This is a genomic window from Halococcus salifodinae DSM 8989 (assembly GCF_000336935.1).
Taxonomy (GTDB): domain Archaea; phylum Halobacteriota; class Halobacteria; order Halobacteriales; family Halococcaceae; genus Halococcus; species Halococcus salifodinae.
In genome coordinates this window covers 14112-34134 of the sequence record NZ_AOME01000014.1, presented here as the reverse complement: position 1 = coordinate 34134, position 20023 = coordinate 14112, and the positions used below count along the sequence as shown (strand labels likewise).

18 protein-coding genes, 1 tRNA gene and 1 pseudogene are annotated in these 20023 nt (G+C 66.7%); 10 read left to right on the top strand and 10 right to left on the bottom strand.

Going from position 1 to position 20023, the window contains the following annotated elements; genetic code table 11:
• Positions 1–107: 107 nt before the first annotated feature.
• The 3 genes from C450_RS02630 to eif1A form a co-directional block, all read right to left on the bottom strand.
• A complete protein-coding gene (locus C450_RS02630; RefSeq protein ID WP_005039660.1) occupies positions 108–614 on the bottom strand; it encodes a GNAT family N-acetyltransferase in 507 nt (168 codons plus the stop codon).
• Positions 615–639: 25 nt separating this feature from the next.
• Positions 640–1497: a serine/threonine-protein kinase Rio1 gene (gene rio1, locus C450_RS02625; protein ID WP_005039658.1), complete on the bottom strand. Its 858-nt coding sequence runs from the start codon at positions 1495–1497 to the stop codon at positions 640–642.
• A 222-nt stretch (positions 1498–1719) separates the two neighbouring features.
• Entirely contained in the window at positions 1720–2007 is a 288-nt protein-coding gene (gene eif1A / locus C450_RS02620; protein ID WP_005039657.1) for a translation initiation factor eIF-1A, read from the bottom strand.
• Positions 2008–2157: 150 nt separating this feature from the next.
• On the opposite strand from eif1A, the gene C450_RS02615 reads away from it, so the two are divergent.
• Complete coding sequence (locus tag C450_RS02615) at positions 2158–2346, top strand: DUF7470 family protein (protein WP_005039655.1); 189 nt, start codon at positions 2158–2160, stop codon at positions 2344–2346.
• A gap of 16 nt (positions 2347–2362) precedes the next feature.
• Here C450_RS02615 and C450_RS02610 read toward each other — a convergent pair whose 3' ends face one another.
• Positions 2363–4339, bottom strand: a complete 1977-nt coding sequence (locus C450_RS02610; RefSeq protein ID WP_049909801.1) for a DUF460 domain-containing protein — start codon at positions 4337–4339, stop codon at positions 2363–2365.
• A gap of 120 nt (positions 4340–4459) precedes the next feature.
• On the opposite strand from C450_RS02610, the gene C450_RS02605 reads away from it, so the two are divergent.
• The 5 genes and pseudogenes from C450_RS02605 to C450_RS02585 all read left to right on the top strand — a co-directional run bounded on the left by C450_RS02605 (position 4460) and on the right by C450_RS02585 (position 8133).
• Positions 4460–4738 (top strand): hypothetical protein, encoded by a 279-nt coding sequence (locus C450_RS02605; protein ID WP_005039652.1) that lies wholly within the window; start codon positions 4460–4462, stop codon positions 4736–4738.
• Between the two features lie 104 nt (positions 4739–4842).
• Positions 4843–5542, top strand: a pseudogene (locus C450_RS23410) (nucleoside monophosphate kinase).
• Between the two features lie 118 nt (positions 5543–5660).
• Positions 5661–6614: a DUF106 domain-containing protein gene (locus C450_RS02595; RefSeq protein WP_005039650.1), complete on the top strand. Its 954-nt coding sequence runs from the start codon at positions 5661–5663 to the stop codon at positions 6612–6614.
• A 65-nt stretch (positions 6615–6679) separates the two neighbouring features.
• Positions 6680–7255, top strand: coding sequence for a (d)CMP kinase (gene cmk / locus C450_RS02590; RefSeq protein ID WP_005039648.1), 576 nt, complete (start codon positions 6680–6682; stop codon positions 7253–7255).
• A complete protein-coding gene (locus tag C450_RS02585) occupies positions 7255–8133 on the top strand; it encodes an RNA-guided pseudouridylation complex pseudouridine synthase subunit Cbf5 (RefSeq protein ID WP_005039645.1) in 879 nt (292 codons plus the stop codon). The genes cmk and C450_RS02585 overlap by 1 nt, the downstream gene beginning before the upstream one ends.
• Here C450_RS02585 and C450_RS02580 read toward each other — a convergent pair.
• Entirely contained in the window at positions 8130–9047 is a 918-nt protein-coding gene (locus tag C450_RS02580; RefSeq protein WP_005039643.1) for a mechanosensitive ion channel family protein, read from the bottom strand. The genes C450_RS02585 and C450_RS02580 overlap by 4 nt on opposite strands.
• 150 nt (positions 9048–9197) lie before the next feature.
• Between C450_RS02580 and C450_RS02575 the strand changes: the two genes are divergently transcribed.
• A tRNA-Pro gene (locus C450_RS02575) sits at positions 9198–9270 on the top strand.
• 2394 nt (positions 9271–11664) lie between these two features.
• Positions 11665–11811, top strand: a complete 147-nt coding sequence (locus C450_RS20530) for a PGF-CTERM sorting domain-containing protein (RefSeq protein ID WP_005039639.1) — start codon at positions 11665–11667, stop codon at positions 11809–11811.
• Positions 11812–11968: 157 nt separating this feature from the next.
• Here the strand turns inward: C450_RS20530 and C450_RS02565 are convergent, their stop codons facing one another.
• A complete protein-coding gene (locus C450_RS02565) occupies positions 11969–12961 on the bottom strand; it encodes a radical SAM protein (RefSeq protein WP_005039637.1) in 993 nt (330 codons plus the stop codon).
• A gap of 243 nt (positions 12962–13204) precedes the next feature.
• Here C450_RS02565 and C450_RS02560 point away from each other — a divergent pair, with 243 nt between their 5' ends.
• Positions 13205–14290, top strand: coding sequence for a DUF373 family protein (locus C450_RS02560; protein WP_005039635.1), 1086 nt, complete (start codon positions 13205–13207; stop codon positions 14288–14290).
• Positions 14291–14695: 405 nt separating this feature from the next.
• Here the strand turns inward: C450_RS02560 and C450_RS02555 are convergent, their stop codons facing one another.
• Genes C450_RS02555 through C450_RS02540 form a run of 4 tightly spaced genes read right to left on the bottom strand, consistent with a single transcriptional unit; the run spans position 14696 to position 18579 of the window.
• Positions 14696–15538, bottom strand: a complete 843-nt coding sequence (locus C450_RS02555) for a polyprenyl synthetase family protein (protein WP_005039634.1) — start codon at positions 15536–15538, stop codon at positions 14696–14698.
• Positions 15539–15596: 58 nt separating this feature from the next.
• A complete protein-coding gene (locus tag C450_RS02550; protein WP_005039631.1) occupies positions 15597–16565 on the bottom strand; it encodes an electron transfer flavoprotein subunit alpha/FixB family protein in 969 nt (322 codons plus the stop codon).
• Entirely contained in the window at positions 16562–17356 is a 795-nt protein-coding gene (locus tag C450_RS02545) for an electron transfer flavoprotein subunit beta/FixA family protein (protein WP_005039629.1), read from the bottom strand. The genes C450_RS02550 and C450_RS02545 overlap by 4 nt, the downstream gene beginning before the upstream one ends.
• A 44-nt stretch (positions 17357–17400) precedes the next feature.
• The gene (locus C450_RS02540; protein ID WP_005039625.1) at positions 17401–18579 is read right to left on the bottom strand and encodes a helix-turn-helix transcriptional regulator; all 1179 of its coding nucleotides are present in this window, start codon (positions 18577–18579) and stop codon (positions 17401–17403) included.
• A gap of 121 nt (positions 18580–18700) precedes the next feature.
• Here C450_RS02540 and C450_RS02535 point away from each other — a divergent pair, with 121 nt between their 5' ends.
• Positions 18701–20020: a DUF7096 domain-containing protein gene (locus tag C450_RS02535; RefSeq protein ID WP_005039623.1), complete on the top strand. Its 1320-nt coding sequence runs from the start codon at positions 18701–18703 to the stop codon at positions 20018–20020.
• Positions 20021–20023 lie beyond the last annotated feature (3 nt).

Here is a 20023-nt window from a genome sequence, read left to right as displayed (position 1 = left end):
GGCTGGACTGTCCGCTGGCAAGAGAGTACGCCAGCGCCACAGTCCGTGACTCATCGTCGACCGTACCGAGCCACGACGTATCACTGTTCCGGCTCGATGACCGCTGTTCAGACGTCGCGATAGTAGACGCACTCGGGAAGCGTCTGCTCGCCAACCGTCCGCTCGCGCTCGGCGGTCCGCTCGAACCCGCGTGATTCGTAAAACGAGACGCCGACCGCGTTGTCCGCGAGGACCTCGACACGGAGTCGCTCGATACCACGCTCCGCGAGCCGACCGACGACGTTTTCGAGCAACGCCGTACCGATGCCGTCGTTCCAGCGATCAGGGTCGACGTAGATGGCGTACAGCTGTGCTTCCTGCCCGTCGTCCTCGGCGTCGATCGGTGCGGCGCTCGCGTAGCCCGCGACCGACTCGCCGTCGGCCACGAGGTAGACGCTCCGCTCGCTCGTGATCGAGCCCTCGATCTCCTCGGCCGCGTACCAGTCGTCCAGGATCGCGTCGATGGCTTCCGCAGGCAGAAACTCCCCGTACGTCGCGTGCCACGCCCGGGGTGCGACCTCCTGAATCTCGTCCACGTCCGCGACTGTGGCGGCTCGAACCGATACGTCGCTCATACCGTGTGAACGACCCCCAGAGTGATTAGTCTTCGCGCGGTTCGGCTTCGCTCGTCACGTGTGCCAGGAGTTCGTCACCGGTCACGTCGACGCCCTGGCGTGCGAAGAAGTTCGCCACGTTCCGGCAGTCGCGTTCGAGGAACTCGCGGCTATTCGGATGGTGGATCGTGACCGCCTGGCCGAGGTCGATGATCCACAACTGCGAGTCGTGGACCACGATGTTGTACTCCGAGAGGTCGCCGTGGACCAGCCCGGCGTCGTACAGCCGGCGGGTGTACTCCCGAACGACCTCGTACGTCGTCTGGGGGTTCTCGATGTGGACCTCACCGAGGCGTTTCGCGCGCTCGCCGTCGTGGCCCACGAACTCCATCACGAGCACGTTGCGCTGGACCGCGATCGGTTCGGGCACCTTGACGCCCGCCGCGGCCGCTCGCCGGAGGTTCGCGAACTCCTTTTTCGTCCACGCGAGCACCACCTTCTTCTTTTTCGAGCCGATGTTCCGAAAGCGTGGATCACCTTCCAGATACCGGCGCATCTGCCGGAAGTCGCTTGCGTTGATCCGATAGATTTTGACTGCTACGTCGGCCTTGTCCGCGTCCGCGAGGAAGACGTGAGCCTCCTTCCCCGTCGAGATCGGCCCGCCGAACGCGTCGATGTGGCCGTCCTGGACCAGTTTGTAGAGCGCGCCGAGGGTCGCCTCGTCGAAGACGCCACCCTCGACCTTGAACTGGTCGGCGTCCTTGATGCGTTCGCGAAACCGCGCGAACTCCCGGTCCTGCTGGCGGGCGACGCGATCCGCTTCGGTATCCGAAACGTCGAGATCTTCCCACTCGTCGCCCGGCTCCTCGGTGGCCTCGGTATCCACGAAGTCGTCGTCGCTCACGCATCACCTGCCGTCGATGGCGGTGCGGCAGAGCGGTCAGCGGCTGCGGTGCGGTAGCGGCCCTCGGCGTCCCGACGAACAGAGTGAGTCGGGGCTCGGGAGAGCGTTGCTCTCCCGGTGGATGAAGGGCGAGCGACCGAAGAGAGAGGGGGCTTCGACAGTGTGGTCGCGGTGCGGTGGCGGCGAGCGTCCGAGGGCCCCGCTAAAAAAGGTGACACTGCATCATCCCTGGATGTGCCCCTCCTCGCGGAGCTGGTCGGCGTCCTGTTTGTCGTAGCGCCACTCGATGTCGCCTTTCTCGTCCTGCCAGTCCCACGGCGAGACGAGCACGACGTCGTCCTCGCGGATCCAGACCCGCTTTTGCATCCGGCCTGGGATCCGAGCCGTCCGTTCGGTTCCGTCCATACAGCGGACGTTCACCCGGTTCGCACCCAGCATTTCGGTTACGACGGCGAACACCTCGTCGTCGTCCGGCATCCGGAGGTTCCCCTGTCCCTGGTTGCCGCTCATGGGGCGGTCTTCGACAGCGAGCGGTTTAACTCTTTCAAGCCCCCGATTTGGGTTCCGAACCGTGTTGAGCGGGGCCGGTATTCGATGCTGGATCTGCCTGGCAGGAGAGGACTTCACCGTTCTTAAACCGGCGAAGGCCTGACCTCAGCTATGCTAAACCGACTCGGTCTCGCCGGTATCGTCGGCGTGCTCTGCTGTCTCGCCGGTCTCGGGATCGTCGCCTACGCCGCACCGATCGTTGCGGCCGGGATCGCGCTCGTGCTCGTCGGACTCCTCCTCGTGGCGCGCGGCCTGCTCTCGGGGATGCTCGCCGCGTTCGGGATGGACGGGATGTTCTGACGCGAACGCGCCCCCATCAGTCACTCTCGCCACGGTCAGCTCGGTGCTCACTGATGACCTGATCGACCATCGACTCGTTCTGATCCTTGCGCCACGCGTCCGCACGCTCCTTCCACCCCTCGATGGCGGCTTCGACCGCCCCCTCGCGCGCGACCGCGAGATCATCGATCTCCTCGATCGTCACCTCGTCGGCAGGCGCGACCGGGATCTCGTGTTCGAACAGCAGCTCCCGGGCAACCTCCGAGAGTCCACCCTCTTTGAGCACGACGCGGGGCTCGCGCTCCACCAGCGTTTCGGCCGTCGAGCGCCCGGCACCCGACGCGTCGCGGAGGTACACCACGTCACCCACGGCGAGGCCGTAGCGTTCGTCGGCGTCCTGAAGCGCGCTCTTGGTGAACTTCGCGACCGGCTTGACCGGGACGAGTCCCTGTTTCGCCTCGGCCACGTCCGCGAAGTCCGAGTGATCCAGCCGCCAGAGCTCCTTCAGCCGGTCGAACTTCTCGGTGAGCTCCTCGCTTTCCTCACGCTGCTCGTCGCGCTCGCGTTCGAGGCGCTCGTTCTCGCGTTCGAGTCGGTTGACTTCCCGGCGCTCCCGCGCCTCGCGGCGCTCCTCCCGTCTGGCGTCGGTGAGTTCGCGCTCGTACTCCGCGATCTCTTCGTCCTTTGCCTCGATCGTCGCTTCGAGGTCGTCGACGTGAGAATCGAGGCGCTCGATCCGGGTTTCGAGCTCCTTGATCCGCTGCTCCTCGGGCGTGAGTTCGCGGGGTTCGTGCTCGTCATCGTCGTCGTCGGTCTCGTCGTCGTCCGAGAGGTCCGCGAGGACGGTCTCGACGGACTCTTCGCCCGCGACCACGCGCGCGATCACCTCGCCGGTCTCGATCCGCGGGGGCACCTTCCGGCCAACACGCTCGAACGTGTCCTCGTACCCGTCGAACGCGTGGAGGGCGGCGGCGAGCGTGTCGCGTTCGTGGTCGTTCTCGTACCCCTCCTCGCGGGTTCGGTGTTGCTTCTCGTCGACGGCGAGATCGCGCTCGGGCACCCAGCCCGCCGCCGAGAAGCTCCGGCGGATTTTCTCCACTGTCGACGGCATCGGTTCGACATCGGCCGCCACCACCACTGGTCGGCCGCGCTCGATGATCCACTCGATCACCGCGGCGGTGTCGGCGGTTCTGGTGCTGAGAACGTCTAAAACTGTGCCGTCGAGCCCGACGATCGCCACCGCGGTCGTGGTGCCGGGATCGACCCCCACGAGCACGTGATCCCGACGCTTCGCGAGCGGTCGGAACTCGATGCCGTCGCGCCGAACCCGCTCGATCTCGGTTCTGGTGTCGCCCGCGCGCCTGGCCGAGACCGGGATGTCCGACGGGCGCGCTTCCACAGTAAAGACCGCGTTGGCGTACCCGCCGTACTTCTCTGTCTCGTCCATCTCGTAGTCGAGGCCCGCCTTCCGCAGCTCGGTGTCGACCTCGCGCGCCCGGCGCTTGACCGACCCGTGGATCCGCCGCGTGTAGCGGTCCTCCGACCACCCGCCGCTGCCGGTCGAACGTCCACGTGAGACTTTCACCTCGGTGGTGTCGGTGAACGCCGACACCTCGTAGCCGACGTTTGCGGCTGCGAGCCGCGCGGCGGCCTCTGCCTCCTTCATCGGCTTCTTTCCGTACGGAACCCCGTGCCGGCTCGCCACCCGCGAGAGGGGTTCGGGCTGCTCGTCGCCGGTGACTTGGACCAGCCGCGTCTCGTCGGGCAGACTTCCCAGCAGCCGGACGAGGGCGTCCTTGTCGGCGGCGAGCTCGTAGACGTTGTCGGTGGCGACGATCGCGGGCTCCTCGCGGTCGATCAGCCGGCGGAGCTTTCGGTGCGAGACCACGTCGCGGTCGATGTTTTCACCGTCGAACGCGACCACGGCGTAGGAGGGTGCGTCGCCCCGGATATCCCCGCTCTGGACGTCGACCCCGAACACCACCGCATCGAGCGCGCTGATGCGACTGCTCACGCGCTCGCGTAGGGGATCTGCCGGCATAAATCCACGGCGGGGCCGGGTGGCGGCGAGCGAACGACGAGCGACGTGATGACCGGACGAACGTTTTAGTTATTGGATAAATAAAACACTCTCATGGCCTTGCTCACGCTCCTCGCACCGATCGGCGCGCTGGCGAACGCGGCCATCGCGACCCTGGTGGTGGGTTTTGTGATCGTTCTCGTCTACCGCTGGTTCGCGGGAGCCAACGACGCCGAGACGAAGGAGGTGAATCCCGAGACGTCCGAAGGACCGCCGCTCGAATCGTGGCGTCACGTCTACGACGTCGACAAGGCAGCGGCCGACCGCGAGATAACCGCCGTTCAGGAGCAGGCGAGCGATCTAGCGGAGGCCGACAACGAGGCGCGCCGGTAACACCCCAACCCGGGTAAGCGAACACGGGAACGAACGTCACCGGTTCGGCAGGGCGTCCCGGCGCGTATCTGCAAACCTTTTACTCTCGCCTGCGAAGCCCGCCCATGAGCCAGCAACCGAACGTCCTGCTGCTCGGGCCACCCGGTGCAGGGAAAGGCACCCAGAGCGCGAACGTTGCCGACGAGTACGACATTCCCCACGTCACGACCGGCGACGCGCTCCGGGCGAACAAGGACATGGAGACCGAGCACGGCACCCCGCGCTCGTTCATGGAGGCGGGCAAGCTCGTCCCCGACCCCGTGGTGAACGAGATCGTCGCCGAGGCACTCGGTAACGCCGAGGGCTACGTGCTCGACGGCTACCCCCGGAACGAAGATCAGGTCGAGTACCTCGCGGACATCACGACTCTCGATGCCGTCTGTCTGCTCTCGGTGAGCGAGTCCGAACTGGTCGATCGGCTGACCGGCCGGCGGGNATGCCGTCTGTCTGCTCTCGGTGAGCGAGTCCGAACTGGTCGATCGGCTGACCGGCCGGCGGGTGTGTGAGGAGTGCGGCACGAACTACCACGTCGAGTTCGACCAGCCCGAAGCGGAGGGCGTCTGTGACGAATGCGGCGGCGAGCTGATCCAGCGCGACGACGACACCGAAGAAACTGTCCGCGAGCGCCTTCGGGTCTACCACGAGACCACCGAGCCGGTGATCGAACACTACCGTGAGGCGGGCGCACTCGAAGAAATCGACGGCGAGCAGTCTCCCGACGCGGTGTGGAACGACCTCCGAACGACGATCGACGAGACGATCTGACGCCCCGACACACCGCCGTTTCGATCGTCGTGCAGGCGACATCCGCACCGATCCCGGACGGGCCACCTGGGCGAACGAACTAAAAGGTTGATTAGCGTCCGCCCCAAAGGAGCCTACAATGGCGCGGACAGCCGACAAAGTGCGCTCGCTGATCGCCGAGGACAGCGCGTTCGAGGACGCGCTCTCGGTAGTGCTCTCGCGGGCCGGCCACGCATCCCCCGACGACGAGGCCACTCCCGACGGCGGCACGCAGCCACACACCGTGACGTGGGGCGACGTCAGCGATGAACTCACGAGCGGACAGTGGGGCCGGCTGATCGAGGCCGGCATCCTGACCGACGCCGACGGTAGCGGGTTCGCGGTGAACGATCCCGACGGGGTGCGCGAGGCACTCAGCGACGACGCGGTCGAGACGAGCGATGACGACGACGAGGAGTCGAGCTGGACCACCTACGACAAGCTCGCGGGTCTCGGTGCGCTCGCGCTCTTTCCCGCCTACTGGTTCGCCCCGATCCGGAACGCGGTCGGCGGCGCGGTCGACCTCTTCCTCGGGCCGCTCGACGCCGTTCTCCCGTTTTACGCCGTCGTGATCGTGCTCTCGGTGCTCACGGGGCTGTACTCGACGCTGTTGCAGGCGAACCTGATGAACACCGAGAAGATGAGCGCCGTCCAGGAGAAGATGAGCAACATCCAGGAGCGCCGAAAGGAGGCGAAAGAGCGGGGCGACGACGCCGCCCTCGAACGCATCCAGGAGGAGCAGATGGACGCGATGAGCGACCAGCTCGGGATGTTCAAAGAGCAGTTCCGACCGATGGTGTGGATCATGCTGCTCACCATCCCGGCGTTCGTCTGGATGTACTGGATGATCGGTTTCCGGGGCGGGGCGGGACACATCGCTCCTGCCGAGTCGTCGCTCATCCTCCCGATCTTCGGCGAGCTGGAGTGGGCAGGATCGGCGGGAAAGATCGCCGGTATCGCGCCGGTCTGGCTGGTCTGGTACTTCCTCTGCTCGACGGCGTTCCGGATGATCATCCAGAAGTCTCTCAACATCCGGACCACACCCGGCTCGTAGCCGTATCGTAAGGACGGTGAGCGAGAGACACAACCGATTTGTACCGCGCCGGACCCAGAAGAGACATGTTTGTCACCCTGTCGGGGCCGGCTGGCGGCGGCACGTCCACGACTGCCGCCGATCTCGCCGCGGCACTCGGCTACGAACACATCAGCGGCGGCGACATCTTTCGATCCGTGGCCGACGAGCGCGGGCTGACTCCCTTGGAGCTCAACCGGCTCGCCGAGGACGACGACGAGATCGATCGCGCGCTCGACCGCCGTCAGCGTGAGATCGCCACCGAGCGCGACGACGTGGTGCTCGAATCCCGACTCGCGGGCTGGATGGCGGGCGAGCACGCTGATCTCCGACTCTGGCTCGACGCTCCGCTCGACGTCCGCGCCGAACGGATCGCCGACCGCGAGGACAAGCCGGCCGACCTCGCGCGTGAAGAGACCGAGGCCCGCGCACAGAGCGAGGCGCGGCGGTACCGCGAGTACTACGACATCGACATCGAGGACCGCTCGATCTACGACCTCGCGGTGAACACCGCGCGATGGGATCCCGAGACCGTCGCCCAGCTCGTTCACGAAGCGTGTGAGCGCTACGACCCCGCGACCGACGAGGGCGGGGTCGTCGTCGACGCCGACTACGACCGGTGATGCGCGGCCCACCCGACGAGCGCCCGCCCGACGATCGCCGCGAGTTCGGCGTCGTGAACCTCGACAAACCGCCCGGTCCCTCCGCCCACCAGGTCACGGGCTGGGTTCGTGATCTCGTCGGTGTCGACCGGGCCGCCCACGCCGGCACGCTCGACCCGAAAGTCACGGGCTGTCTCCCGATCCTGCTCGGCGACGCCACCCGGCTCGCCCAGGTCTTCCTCGAAGGCGCGAAGGAGTACGTGGCGGTCCTCGAACTCCACGGACCGGCCCCCGACGATCTCGAAGCGGTGCTTGCGGCGTTCGAGGGACCGATCCAGCAGAAACCACCCAAGAAAAGCGCGGTCGCGCGCCGGCTGCGAGTCCGGACGATCCACGCGCTCGACCCGCTCGATGTCGAGGAACGTCGCGTCCTGCTCCGGATCCGGTGTGAGAGCGGAACCTACGTCAGGAAGCTGTGTCACGATCTCGGGCTCGCACTCGGCACTGGCGCGCATATGGGCGACCTCCGGCGCGCAGGGACGACGCCGTTCGACGACACGGACCTCGTGAGCCTCCACGACCTCACGGACGCGCTCGCGTTCGCCGAGGGCGATGATATCGCTCCGCTCGCCGATGCCGTCCGGCCAGCCGAGCGCGCACTCACCCACCTCCCGCGGGTGACGATCGCGCCGAGCGCCGCCCGCGAGGTCGCCGAGGGTGCGCCGGTGTACGCGCCCGGCGTGCTCTCGATCGAGGACACGTCGGCGACGAACCCCGACGAATCACCGCTGGTGGCGTGCTACACGCCCGATGGGGCCGCAGTCTGTCTCGGACGGCTCGTCGGTGAGGCCGACGCGGAACGTGGGACGGTCGTCGAGCTCGAACGCGTCCTGATCTAGTCGTCGGCTCGCGCGAGGTCGGCGTCGTCCATGTTCTCGATGTCGATCCCGCCGGTGAGCTCGGTGTAGGGGTACGGCATGTCGATCCCCTCGGCGTCGAAGCGCTCCTTGACCGCCTGGACCCACGCAGAGAGCGCTTTGACGTACTTCCCGCGGGAGGGATCGTCGATGTGTGCGCGAGCGGTGAGGCCGACGTACGAGTCGGCGAGCTCGGTCAGGATCACGTCGGGTTCGGGCTCACCTTTGAGCCGGTCGACGGTCGCTGCCTCCTGAACGATGATCTCTTTGGCCTGCTCGATGTCGTCTTCGTAGCCGATCCCGAAGGTGAACGGGATCCGGAGCTGATCGTCGGCGACGGGGTTGGTGACGGCGTTGTCCGCGAGCTCCGAGTTGGGAACCGTGATGAGCTCGTTGTCGAACGTCTTGAGCTTCGTGACCCGCAGCCCGATATCCTGGACGACGCCGGATTTGGTTCCATCGCCGGAGGGCCACTCGATCCAGTCGCCGATGCCGAAGGGATCGTCTTTCAGGATGAAGATCCCGGCGGCGAAGTTCGCCAGCAGGTCCTGGGCGGCGAACCCGAGCGCGAGCGAGAGCGCGCCGAGCAGGGTCGCAAACGCCGCGAGCACGGTCCCGAAGCCAGCCATCGTCGCGGCGAGCGAGAGCGCGGCGAACAGCGCGAGCGCGCGGGCGACGGTACCACCCAGGCCAACGACCTTCGGGTCGAACCCGCGTGCGCCGAGCGCACCCTTCACGAGACGGACGAGCACGAATCGCCCGATGGCGTAGATGGCGACGAACGCGACGACGAACAGCGCGGCCTTCGCCGCGACTTCAATCAATGCCGGGCCGTACTGGTCGACGATTCCCCCTGGACTCGTCGGAATTCCCTGCTGGAGTAGTATCGAACCCATCGAATGACGTGATACGCGTACGCATCATGAATGCATCGCCTGTTCTTCGGTTCGACGTCCTTCACGGTCCAGCCGCCGGCCGTCGACCGTCGGTCTTCCGCGTGGGCGAAACGAAGGGCTTAATCCCGGAGGTGGCGTGGTTCGGGACGCGGGACCGTGGGGTAGCTTGGTATCCTCGGCGCATGGGGTGCGTCGGACTCGTGTTCGAATCACGACGGTCCCACTCCTTCGTTTTCAACGACACCCTTCCGGCCGTCAGGTCATCACACCGCCACTCACGTGGCGGGCGTCCGTGATACAGCTCCTCTCCTCTCAGTGAACTGTTTCGGTGGGAGAGTCGAACCGATGGACAACCCAGTTGACACCGACTCGTTGTCCGCTATCGCCCGCCGGCAGCATAACGCACAGACGGTTGTCGGTACGATCGAATCTTCGGACCGGCCGTGTCGGCGCTTCGATTAGCCGCAATCCGATCTCGAAGAAACGGGGGCGCATAGAAATGTTTATTGGGCGCTAGTATGAGATGTGTTTCATGAACCGAACTGCGAGTGATACGGTATCGATTTCGACGGCCAGCGCCCGATCGGATACTGCTGCGCTCGGCCGTGGGAGCGGGCGATGACAGCGCGTTCCCGATCGGCGGCAGTCCTCGTCACACTCCTGGTCGTGCTGAGCACCGTCGTCGCCGGTGGGGGCATCGTCGGTGCACAGAGCGATGCGGGCGGCGCGAACGGGACGAACGCCACGGCCGAGACGGGTGTCGATCTCCCACCGGCCGACGACGTCTACGTCGAGGACAACGGTGACGCCGTCCTCGCCTACGAGGAGGCGGCGAACGGCACACAGGCGAACTACGGCCTGAACGTCAGCGAGGGGCTGTTCCACGCGCTCGTCGCGAGTGATGTGGAGGGCTCGGACGATCTCGCGGCCAACGTCACGGCGGTCATGACCGGCGAGAACGTCACCGGCAACGGCACGCTGGGAATGGCCCGTCCCGAGACGCTCTCGAACCTCTCGGTGAACGCGACCGGCGTGCGGACCGACGAGAACGCGCGCTCGGACGTCTCCGCCGCAGCGACCGTCACCGGCGAGAACGTCGCCCGTTCGGTGCCCATCGAGCGTGCAGGGATCACCGGCGACGTCACGACCACTGGCTCGATGTTCGACGCCGATCTCTCGGCGAACGCTCAGCTGACCCAGCCGCTGGGGCAGCCCCAACATCAGTCCTACGAGATCACCGAGGGCAACGGTACGTACACGCTGAACGTCTCCCAGGAACGGCCGGTTCTCGAGGCCACCGCGTCACAGTGGGAAACCCGCGAACAGGCCAAACGGACGCTGCAGTCGCAGTACGTCGCGCTCGCCGAGTCGATGAACGGCTCGGCCGACCTCACGATCGACTCGTACTCGTTCTCCCAGGGTGAGTCGGGCCGCTCGCAGCTCGACATCGACTACTCGGTCACCTACGAGGGGATCGAACGCGCGGTTGCCGACCAGCTGACGTCGTCGCTGACGTCGGCCGAGGACGTCGATCTCAACCGCTCGGAGGCGCGTAACGTCTCCCAGCGCCTCCAGAACCTCACGGTGAACGAGCTCTCGGTTCGATACGACCAGCGTCAGGGTTCGATCGAGGCCGGGATGAACGCCGACCTCGACAACTACGACGGGGCCGTGCTCGCGGCGCTCGACGTCGCGGAAGCGACCGATATGCAGGCGCTCAACGAGGGCAGTATGGCGGGGATGAACACGGCTGGCGTCGGGTCGATGCCCGCAAGCGCGGAGACGACGCCGACCACGTCGAACGTGACGTCCTCGAACGCGACAGCCACGAACGCCGCAGCCACGAGTGCGGCGTCGTTCAACCAGAGCATCGAACGCCTCCGCAAGCAGTTCGAGGCCCAGCAGGCCGCGAACCTCACCCGGACGAGCACGTTCACCGCGAACGTCACGAAGAACTCCCCGCAGGCGATCAGCGTCGACCTCGACTCGCAGTCTCGGACCGAGAACTGGGGGACGTACGTCGACGAACTGGAAGACCGCGATATCGAGAGCAGTAACCTCGAATACGAACTTCACGCCGCCACCGAGGGCGAGCGCGTCAACGTCACCGCCGCAATGTCGGTCTCGGGCGAGAACCTCCTCAAGCAGGCGACGAATCAGATGCTGAACAGCAGCACCGGCCCGCAAGCGGGCCAGACTCGCGAGTACGTCACGGCGTTCCGCGAGGCGGGCTTCCGGAAGGCCCAGATGGACGTCTCGGTCGAGGACGGCCGGATGCAGCTGGAGACCGGTGCGGCCTTCGAGAACATGACGGCGCTGCGCGACGCGCTCGTTACCCTGGAAGGCGGACAGAACGTCCAGAGCGTCGTCGGCCGGACCGACAACGGCACCACGACCTCCTACGTCCGGGTCGAGGGAGCCGTCCCCGAGAACGCCTCGGAATCACAGGTTCGCGAACTCGCGTACGCTGACGACGACACGTCGGTCCACCTGNACGACCTCCTACGTCCGGGTCGAGGGAGCCGTCCCCGAGAACGCCTCGGAATCACAGGTTCGCGAACTCGCGTACGCTGACGACGACACGTCGGTCCACCTGCCGAACGCGTGGAACCGGACGATGCCGTCGGCGAACACCAGTCAAGCCAACGAGTATCTCGGGCTGACGGGCGCGACCTCCGGCCTGACCGGCCCCGGCTTCGGAGTCGTCGTCGCGGTGATCGCGCTCGTCGCCGCCGCGCTCGTCGCTGTCAGACGGCGACAGTAGACACCCCCACCTTTTGCCACGCTCAGTCGTTCGCTTTGCTCACTCCTTCGCGGGCAAAATCTGGATCAAAAGCCTTGCCGCTCCCTACAGTCGCGCCTCGGCCCGCTCGCTCACGTCCGTTCGCTCGCGGCGAAACGCCGCCGAAGCGCGGCGTATGCTACGCTAGCGGCGTCCGCTCGACCACCGTGCCGTCGGCCGTCGGATACTGCTCGACGATCTCGCCCTTCCCGATGTCGCCCTCCTCTATCATCTCCTCGGCGAGCCACCACGCGAGTTCGACGTGGTCGGTTTTCTCGGTGTAGAACTCCTCGGGAACCCCGAGTTCGGCGAGGCGCGCGACGGGTTCCCAGATCTTGCCGTAGACGAGCGTGCCGTCGTCGGTGACGTCGTCGAACTCGCGGCCGACGATCTTCGCCATCCGCTTCAGTCGGTTGCGGTGCTGGGCGGCGTCCTTGAACACGCTGGTGCAGTAGTAGACCTTCTCGTGGTCGCCCATCGCATCGAGCACGTCGTGACTGCCCTCGACCGCGCTCATGTGCCCTTCGCGGAGCTCGAAGCCCGCCTCCTGCATCCGTTCTGCGTTGCCGTCGGACATCTCGAACTCGTTGATGTTGCAGAAGTCCGCCGCGCCCTCGTCGAGGAACTCGAGGAACTCGCTTTCGGCTCGAATACCGGGGATCTCGAAGGCGGGTGTCAGCCCCTCCTCGCGCGCGATGTAGAGGATCTCCTCCCACTCCGTGCCATGCATGTCGCCCCACAGCTCGTACGGTGGATGGAAGCGGATCTCGTCGAGGCCCGCCTCCGCAAGCCGGCGCATGTTCTCGCGCCCGCCCGTGATCCCGGTGTAGAGGTGGGTGTGGTGGTCCTCGCCGAACTCGTCTTTGAGCATCGAGAGGTAGCGACAGGTCCGGTCGAGAGCCTCCTGTGGCTCACCGCCGGTGATCGAGGTTCCTAGCGCATCCATCCGGTGAGCTTCCTCGATTACGTCCGAGTCGTCCTCGACCTGACGCTCGTTCGCGTAGACGTCGGTGACGTTCTTTCTGTTCTCGCCGAGCGGACAGTAAAAGCAGTCTCGCTGGTCGCAGTAGCCGTAGACAAACAGCACCATCTTGCCGCCTTTGGCACACTGTTCACAGCCCTTCGAGATCATTCGTTAGCCCCTCCTCGGGGGCCGACGCTCAAAAGCCGCACGACTCCACTCGACGCCACACCGGCCGCCCACCACTACACCGTCCCCCACCACTACCCGGCCCTCCACCGCCACACCGGCCCTCCACCACTACACCGGCCCTCCACCACTACACCGGCCCTCCACCGCCCACCACCCACCCGCCACACCGTCCGCACCGTTCGCACGGAAAGCAGTTAACCCCGGATCGCGTACGCCCGGGCGATGCTGCTCGTGCTGTGTGTCGATCTCGACGACGACCTCGGCCGGAAGGCTGGCGTCGAGACGCCCGTTGTCGGCCGCGAGGCGGTCGAGCGCGCAGCGGTCGCGCTCGCCACTGCGGACCCGGAGGACTCGGACTCCAATGTGTTGTTCGAGGGCCTCCATATCCACGACGACATCACCGACGAGCGGATCGAGGTCGCGGCGGTCGCGGGCGTCGAGAGCGGTGGCGTCGCCGCCAACCGCCGCGTCGGCGAGGAGGTCGACACGATCCTCGCGGGGCTCGCCACCGGCGAGGACGTCCGCGCCATCGTCGTTACCGACGGCGCACAGGACGAGTCGGTGCTGCCGGTGATTCGGTCGCGGCTGCCGGTCGATGGGGTGCGACGAGTGGTCGTTCGCCAGGCCCAGAACCTCGAATCGATCTACTACACGATGAAGCAGGTGCTCGACGATCCCGAAACGCGGGGCACCATTCTGGTTCCGCTCGGCATCCTGCTGTTGATCTATCCGCTCGTCGAGCTCGCCGGCCGGCTCGGGGTTCCGGGAACGACGGTTGTCGGCCTCATCTCGGCGCTGCTCGGACTGTACGTCCTCTTTCGCGGTCTCGGCCTCGAACAGGCCATCGACGAGTCGGTCGCGCGCGCACGGAGCGGGTTGTACGCCGGTCGGGTCATGCTCATCACGTCGGTGGTGGCGCTCGCGCTGTTCGTCATCGGCGGCGTCAGCGGTGTCCGAACGCTCGACGCCGCCCAGGCAAGCACGGGAGTGCTGACACCCGTCGAGACCGCCGCCGCGCTCGTCGTCGGTGCTGTCCCGTGGTTCGCCGCGGCGGGGATCACGAGCAGCGTCGGCCGGATCACCGACACGTATCTCGCCGAGCGGTTCCGGTGGCGCTACCTCAACGCCCCCTTCTACGTGCTCGCGATCGCGGCCGTCCTCCACGGCGTCGGCGCGTACCTCCTCGGGAACGTCGGCCTCTCGTACATGGCGGTCGCGCTCACTGCCGGAACGCTGCTCGGCCTCGTGAGCACGCTCGCGTTCGCTATCGTGGAATCGCGCTCGCCGAGCGTGCCCGAGCCTGCCTAGAACCCCCACTTTTTTACTGCGGGGGGATCGTGCTCGCTTCGCTCACGCGACCCCCACTTGCAAAAACCTGGACTAAAAACACCCGCTCACTCGCGTTGCTCGTTCGCGGTACTGCCACTAGCCCTGCCCGCACAGCACCGCCCGAGCCCTCGACCGCTCGCTTCGCTCACGGTCTCGCCCTCGATCCACCGAGGACCGCTACGCAGACCGCACCACCGAAGCCCTCGCACCCTTCGGGTGCTCGCCCTTCATCCGCTGTCAGAGAAACCTCCGACAAGCCTCGTGCTCGTTTCACTCACACGAGACGCCAGGAGAGCTTCGCTCTCCTGAGCCTCGACTCGCTCCGCTCACCGAGACGCCAGGTCCGCACAGCCGCCGCAACCGCCAGCCGCGGCCGCCGGCCGCTCACCGCTCGCGGACGACCACGAACTCCGCGAGATCTCGAAGATACTCCTCGGCCTGCTCGTCGTCGATCGCGACCGAATCGAGCGCCGCGAGCGCGTCGTCGGCGGTCCGGCGCGCGAGGTCGTTCGCTTCCTCCGGTGCGAGATCGGTGACTTCGACGAGCGAGGGCCGATCCATCGCGCTGTCCTGCCCCGTCGGTTTGCCGAGGTCGTCGGCGTCGGCGGTCGCGTCGAGCACGTCGTCGCGGATCTGGAAAGCGACCCCGACACCCTCTGCGTAGTCGCCGAACGCCTCGACCGTGGCCGCATCGGCGTCGGCCGCGACCGCGCCCAGCTGGGCTGCCGCGCGAAACAGCGCCCCTGTCTTCCGGCGGGCGAGCTCCATGTACTCCGCCTGGGTGGTGGGGTGAGCGACGAGTTCGGTCGCCTCGCCCTCTCCGAGTTCGACCATCGCCTCGCTCACGACCTCCATCGCGCGCTCGTCGGCCGCAAAGAGCGCGAACGCCTCGCCGAGCAACCCATCGGAAGCGATCAGCGCCGAGCCGTGACCGAACGCCGCCCACGCGCTGTCGGTTCCCCGGCGGACGTCCGACTCGTCGATGATGTCGTCGACCACGAGCGACGCGTTGTGAACCAGCTCGATCCCGACCGCGAAATCGACCGCGTCTTCGCCCTCCCCGCCGGCGGCCTCGCAGGCCAAAACTGTGACTGTGGGCCGGACGCGCTTGCCGCCAGAGAGCGCGACGTGTTCGAGCTGGGCCGTGAGATCGTCGGGCTCGGACGCCTCGCAGACGGCTTCGAGGCGCTCCTCGACCATCGCCCGCCGGCGTTCGAGATACTCCATTATCCGCTCTTTAGACCCGGCGTGAAAGTACGTGACGATCGGCGGTAGCCGAGAACTCTCAGACTTCGGGTGGCTCGCCGCCGAACGCCTCGATCAGCGCCGGCACCACGTCGAAGAGGTCGTCGACGACCCCGTAGTCCGCGAGGTCGTAGATCGGCGCGTTCGGGTCGGTGTTGATCGCGACGATCGTCTCCGCGCCTTTCATGCCGGCGACGTGCTGGACAGCCCCCGAAATCCCGATCGCGATGTAGACGTCCGGGGTGACGACCTTGCCGGACTGGCCGACCTGACGGTTCTTCGGGAGCCAGCCGTTGTCGACGATCGGCCGCGACGAGGAGAGCGTCGCGTCGAGCGTGTCCGCCAGCGCCTCGACCAGCGCGATGTTCTCCTCCTCTTCGATCCCGCGGCCCACCGACACCAGCACGTCGGCCTCGCTGATGTCGACGTCACCGCCGCCGACTTCCTGGAATCCCGTCACCGTCGAGTGCACCGTCGACTCGTCGATCTCGGCGTCGAACTCCTGAATTTCGGCCCCGTTGGTTCCCTCCGCAGGCGGCCACTCGCCCGGCCGAACCGTCACCGCTGCGCGGTTGGCGTCGACTTCGACTACTGTTTCGACCTTCGAGCCGTACTTCTCGCGGGTCACCGAGAGGACGCCGTCGCTCTCGATGTCGATCGCGTCAGTCACGAGCGGAAGCGAGAGCCGGTTGGCGACCGCGGGCGCGTAGTCGAGGCCGTTGACCGAGTTCGGCATGAGCAGCGTGTCGGGTTCGACCTCATCGTAGAGCGCGGCGACCGCCTGGGTGTAGACGTCGTGGTTGAACTCCTCGCCCTCGTCGATCGTGTGGACGACGTCGACGCCCTCGCGGTCGAGCCGGTCGGCGAACTCCTCGACCGCGCCGCCGATCACGGCGAGGTGGAGGTCGCCGTCGGTGGCGTCGGCGAGTTCGCGGCCCGCGGTGGCGAGTTCGAAGCTCACGTCACGGAGGTCACCGCGGCGGTGTTCGGCGATGGCGAGAACCGTCATCCCTCGACCACCCCCTTGTCGCGAAGCAGGTCAGCCAGCTGGTCGGCCTCCTCGTCGGGACTCCCCTCGAACACCGTCGCGTCGCTCTCGGTTTCTGGCTCGTAGAGCTGCGTGAGCGTGATCGGGCTCTCGGTCACCGACGCGTCGAGACCGATATCCGCGAGGTCCTTGGGCGCGATCTCCTTCGACTGGGCCTGACGGATTCCCCGAAGGCTCGCGTAGCGGGGCTCGTTGATCCCGGTCTGGATGGTGAGGACGGCGGGGAGCTCCACGTCGGTCAGTTCCTCGACGCCGCCTTCGAGTTCGCGGTGGACCGAGGCGACATCGTCGCCTGGTTCGAGGTCGAGATCGTTGACGACCGCGGCCCACTCGAAGCCGATCTCGTCGGCGAGCGAGACGCCGGTGGCCCCGAAGGCGTCGTCGTTCGACTGGACGCCCGTGAGCACGAGATCGGGGTCTTCGTCCTCGGCGACTGCCGCGAGGATATCGGCCTTGGTCTCGACGCCGAGCTGACCCTCTCCTTCGAGCGCGTCGTCCCAGACCCGGATCGCGCGGTCGACGCCTTTCGCGAGTCCCATCCGAATGGTCTCCTCGGAGCGTTCGGGCCCGACCGTGACCGAGACGACCTCAACCTCCTCACCCACCTCCTGGAGCTGGACGCCCGCCTCGATGGCGTAGTCGTCCCACTCGTTGAGGTCGTAGTCGAGGTACTGATCGGCGACTGCCAACCCATCGATTTCGAAGTCGTCCTCGACTTCGGCCACCTCCGTTACCGCGATGAGGATCTTCATCGAGCGGGAGTCGCCGCCCGCGAATGTTAACGGTTCCGAAAGCGTCAAACCCTCTCATCGTCGCGGTTGGGCAGGCTGATGAGGTTCTCCCGGCCGATCCGGAGCTTCTCGATTCTCCCTGTGTCGTCCATCGCCGACAGCAACTGGGACACCTTCGCGTTCGACCAGCCGGTCTCGTCGACGATCGAGGCCTGCTTCATCCGGCCGTCGTTGCGTTCGAGGAGTCGTTCGACACGTTCCTCGTCAGAGAGGAGTTCGTCGTCGGGCGGTTCGTCGTCGGGTTGGTCGGCGGTCGCCGCGGCGGAAGCGTCCGACTCCGATTTCGTTTGTGCTGTCGCCGCCGTCGTCCCTGATCCGGTTTCGCTATCGGCGACGTCTGGTGCACCCCCGTCGTCGTCCGTCTCGCGTCGCGTCCAGGTGTACGCCCCGACGATGACGGCCCCCGCCCCGAGCACGATCACTCCTGCTCCGAGCACGAGCGGCGGTACTGCTGTGAACGGTCCGGTGTCGCCGTTGCCATCGCCACTTCCGTTATTCTCGCCGGTCGTCGGCTGGAGCGGTGCGCCGCTGCGATCGTAGACCACCCGCGGCTCCCCGGGAGCGAACGATCGGGGTCCCTTCCACACGAGCGTGCGATTGGTGTACCCGATCGGCGAGGTATCGATGGTGTGCCCTCGGGGTGTTTCGATGCGCAACGTCTGCTCCGTGGTGAGCGACGGGAGCCAGGTGCTCTGGCTGGTGTTGAACGCGTCACCGACGATCAGTTCGTCGTCGCTCTGCCGGGCGAAGTTCGTCCACGTGAACGCGACCACGAGCTGGCCGGTGTCGTTCTTGCTGGTGTCGTTCTGGCCCACGATCGTCGCGGTTCGGTTGACGTTCGTGACGTTCATCGGCCGGCGGGTCGCGTTGCTCGCCGCGGTCGCGGCGCGCCGAAACGTCGGGATCGGATCGGTGTTGGTGCTCTCTTCGAACTCCCTCGCGATCGTTCTGAACGCTCTGGTCTCGTTCGTACTGGTGAGCGCGAAGCGCGTCGAGACCTGAAACCGAGCGTCGCCGTTCGGTCGGGGCTGGATGGCGATGGTCGTGGCGGCGTCGGCGCTGTCGGTCGGCGACGCCGCCTGATCGACGGCCGACCCGGGCTGGCCGTACACGATCGCCGGCCCGACGGCGGTGACGGCGACGACGGTGGCGAGGAGCGCGCACAGCACCGCCCGAAAACGCATACCCGACTCTGCTCGGGCCGACACGAAAACCCTTTTCATCCCCTGGATCTCCGTGTACGGACCCCCCCGAGCCACGTTTCGGCCGGGATTTTAATAGCACCGGGGACGGACTGTCCATCCGATGCGCCGCGCGATCGCACTCGTGCTCGCTCTCTGCTGTGTCCTCGCGCCGGTCGCGCTCGCGGCTCCGGCTTCACACCCGCCGGACGGGGCTCGCGCCAGTTCGGTGGCCCCGGTCACGCCGGCGACCGAGACGACCTCGTATCTCCGTATCGCTCCCGATGCGCTCGAAACCGCGGCGTACAATGGCGCGACGATCGACGTTTCGGGAACGCTCGCACTCGAAACCCAGCAGCTCGACGGCCGGTTTCAACAGGAGCTGCTCCGACAGCGCTTCTCGGACACCGAGTCCGTGGCGGCACGTCACGAGCAGATCGAGGCGACTGCCGCCCGAATCGACGAGCGGATCGAGACACTCCACGATCGACAGGCCACCACGATCACGGCCTACAACAACGGATCGCTGTCCGGACAGGCGTTTCTCCGTGATCTCGCGCGGATCGGCGCTGCGGCCGACCGGCTCGAAACGGCCGTCGGGGAGCTCCAGCGACGTGCGGACTCGGTCCCACGGTCGACGATCGACGGTACGTCGGTGATCAACTGGGCACAGAACCGGCAGTTCGAACTCGCTCCGTTCGGCGGGCCCGTCCGCGATCGGATCACAACGGCGCTCCGCGGGGAGAACACGGTCCCCGTCGATAGCGACGTTCCGTCCGGCGTCGCCCGGATCGGCCCGACCCGCGAGGAGCGCCTCGAACCCCTCTGGGTGTACGCCGAGACGACGGCCGATGGGGTCGTGTTGGCGACCGTCGACGACGGACAGTACTCTCGCGAGGCGTATCTCCCGGGTGAACGCAACGCCACCGCGGGCAGCGTCGAGAACAACACGGACGTGCGCAACCGACGCGCGACGTTGTACCCCTGGGCCGAGAACAACTCCGGGTCCAAAGGCCAGCGCAACGTCCAGCAAGTCGGCATCTCCCGATTCCGCTTCTCGCACGACCACGGCCGACTCACGGCGTATCTCGATCAGAACACCAGCCAGGTGTTCGTCGAACACCAGCAGAAGACCCTGACGCGGCTGCCGACGGCCGCACCGGTGACCACCACAACCGAAAACCGGCGACTCGTGGTCAATCGCACCCACCCGAGCGGTCCGCTCGAAGTGTTCCTGACGACCGAGAGCGGCAAACGGCTCGACGGCACCGTGACGGTCGAGAACCGAACGGTGGGCGAAACCGGACCCGATGGCCGCCTGTGGACGGTCGCACCGCGCGGAAACGTCACGGTGACGGCCCGCGTGAACGGATCGTCCATGCGGGTCGAGACGAGCGCGGCCGTCGCAACGAACCAGACGCTCGTCGCCCCCGCCTCGCCGTAATCG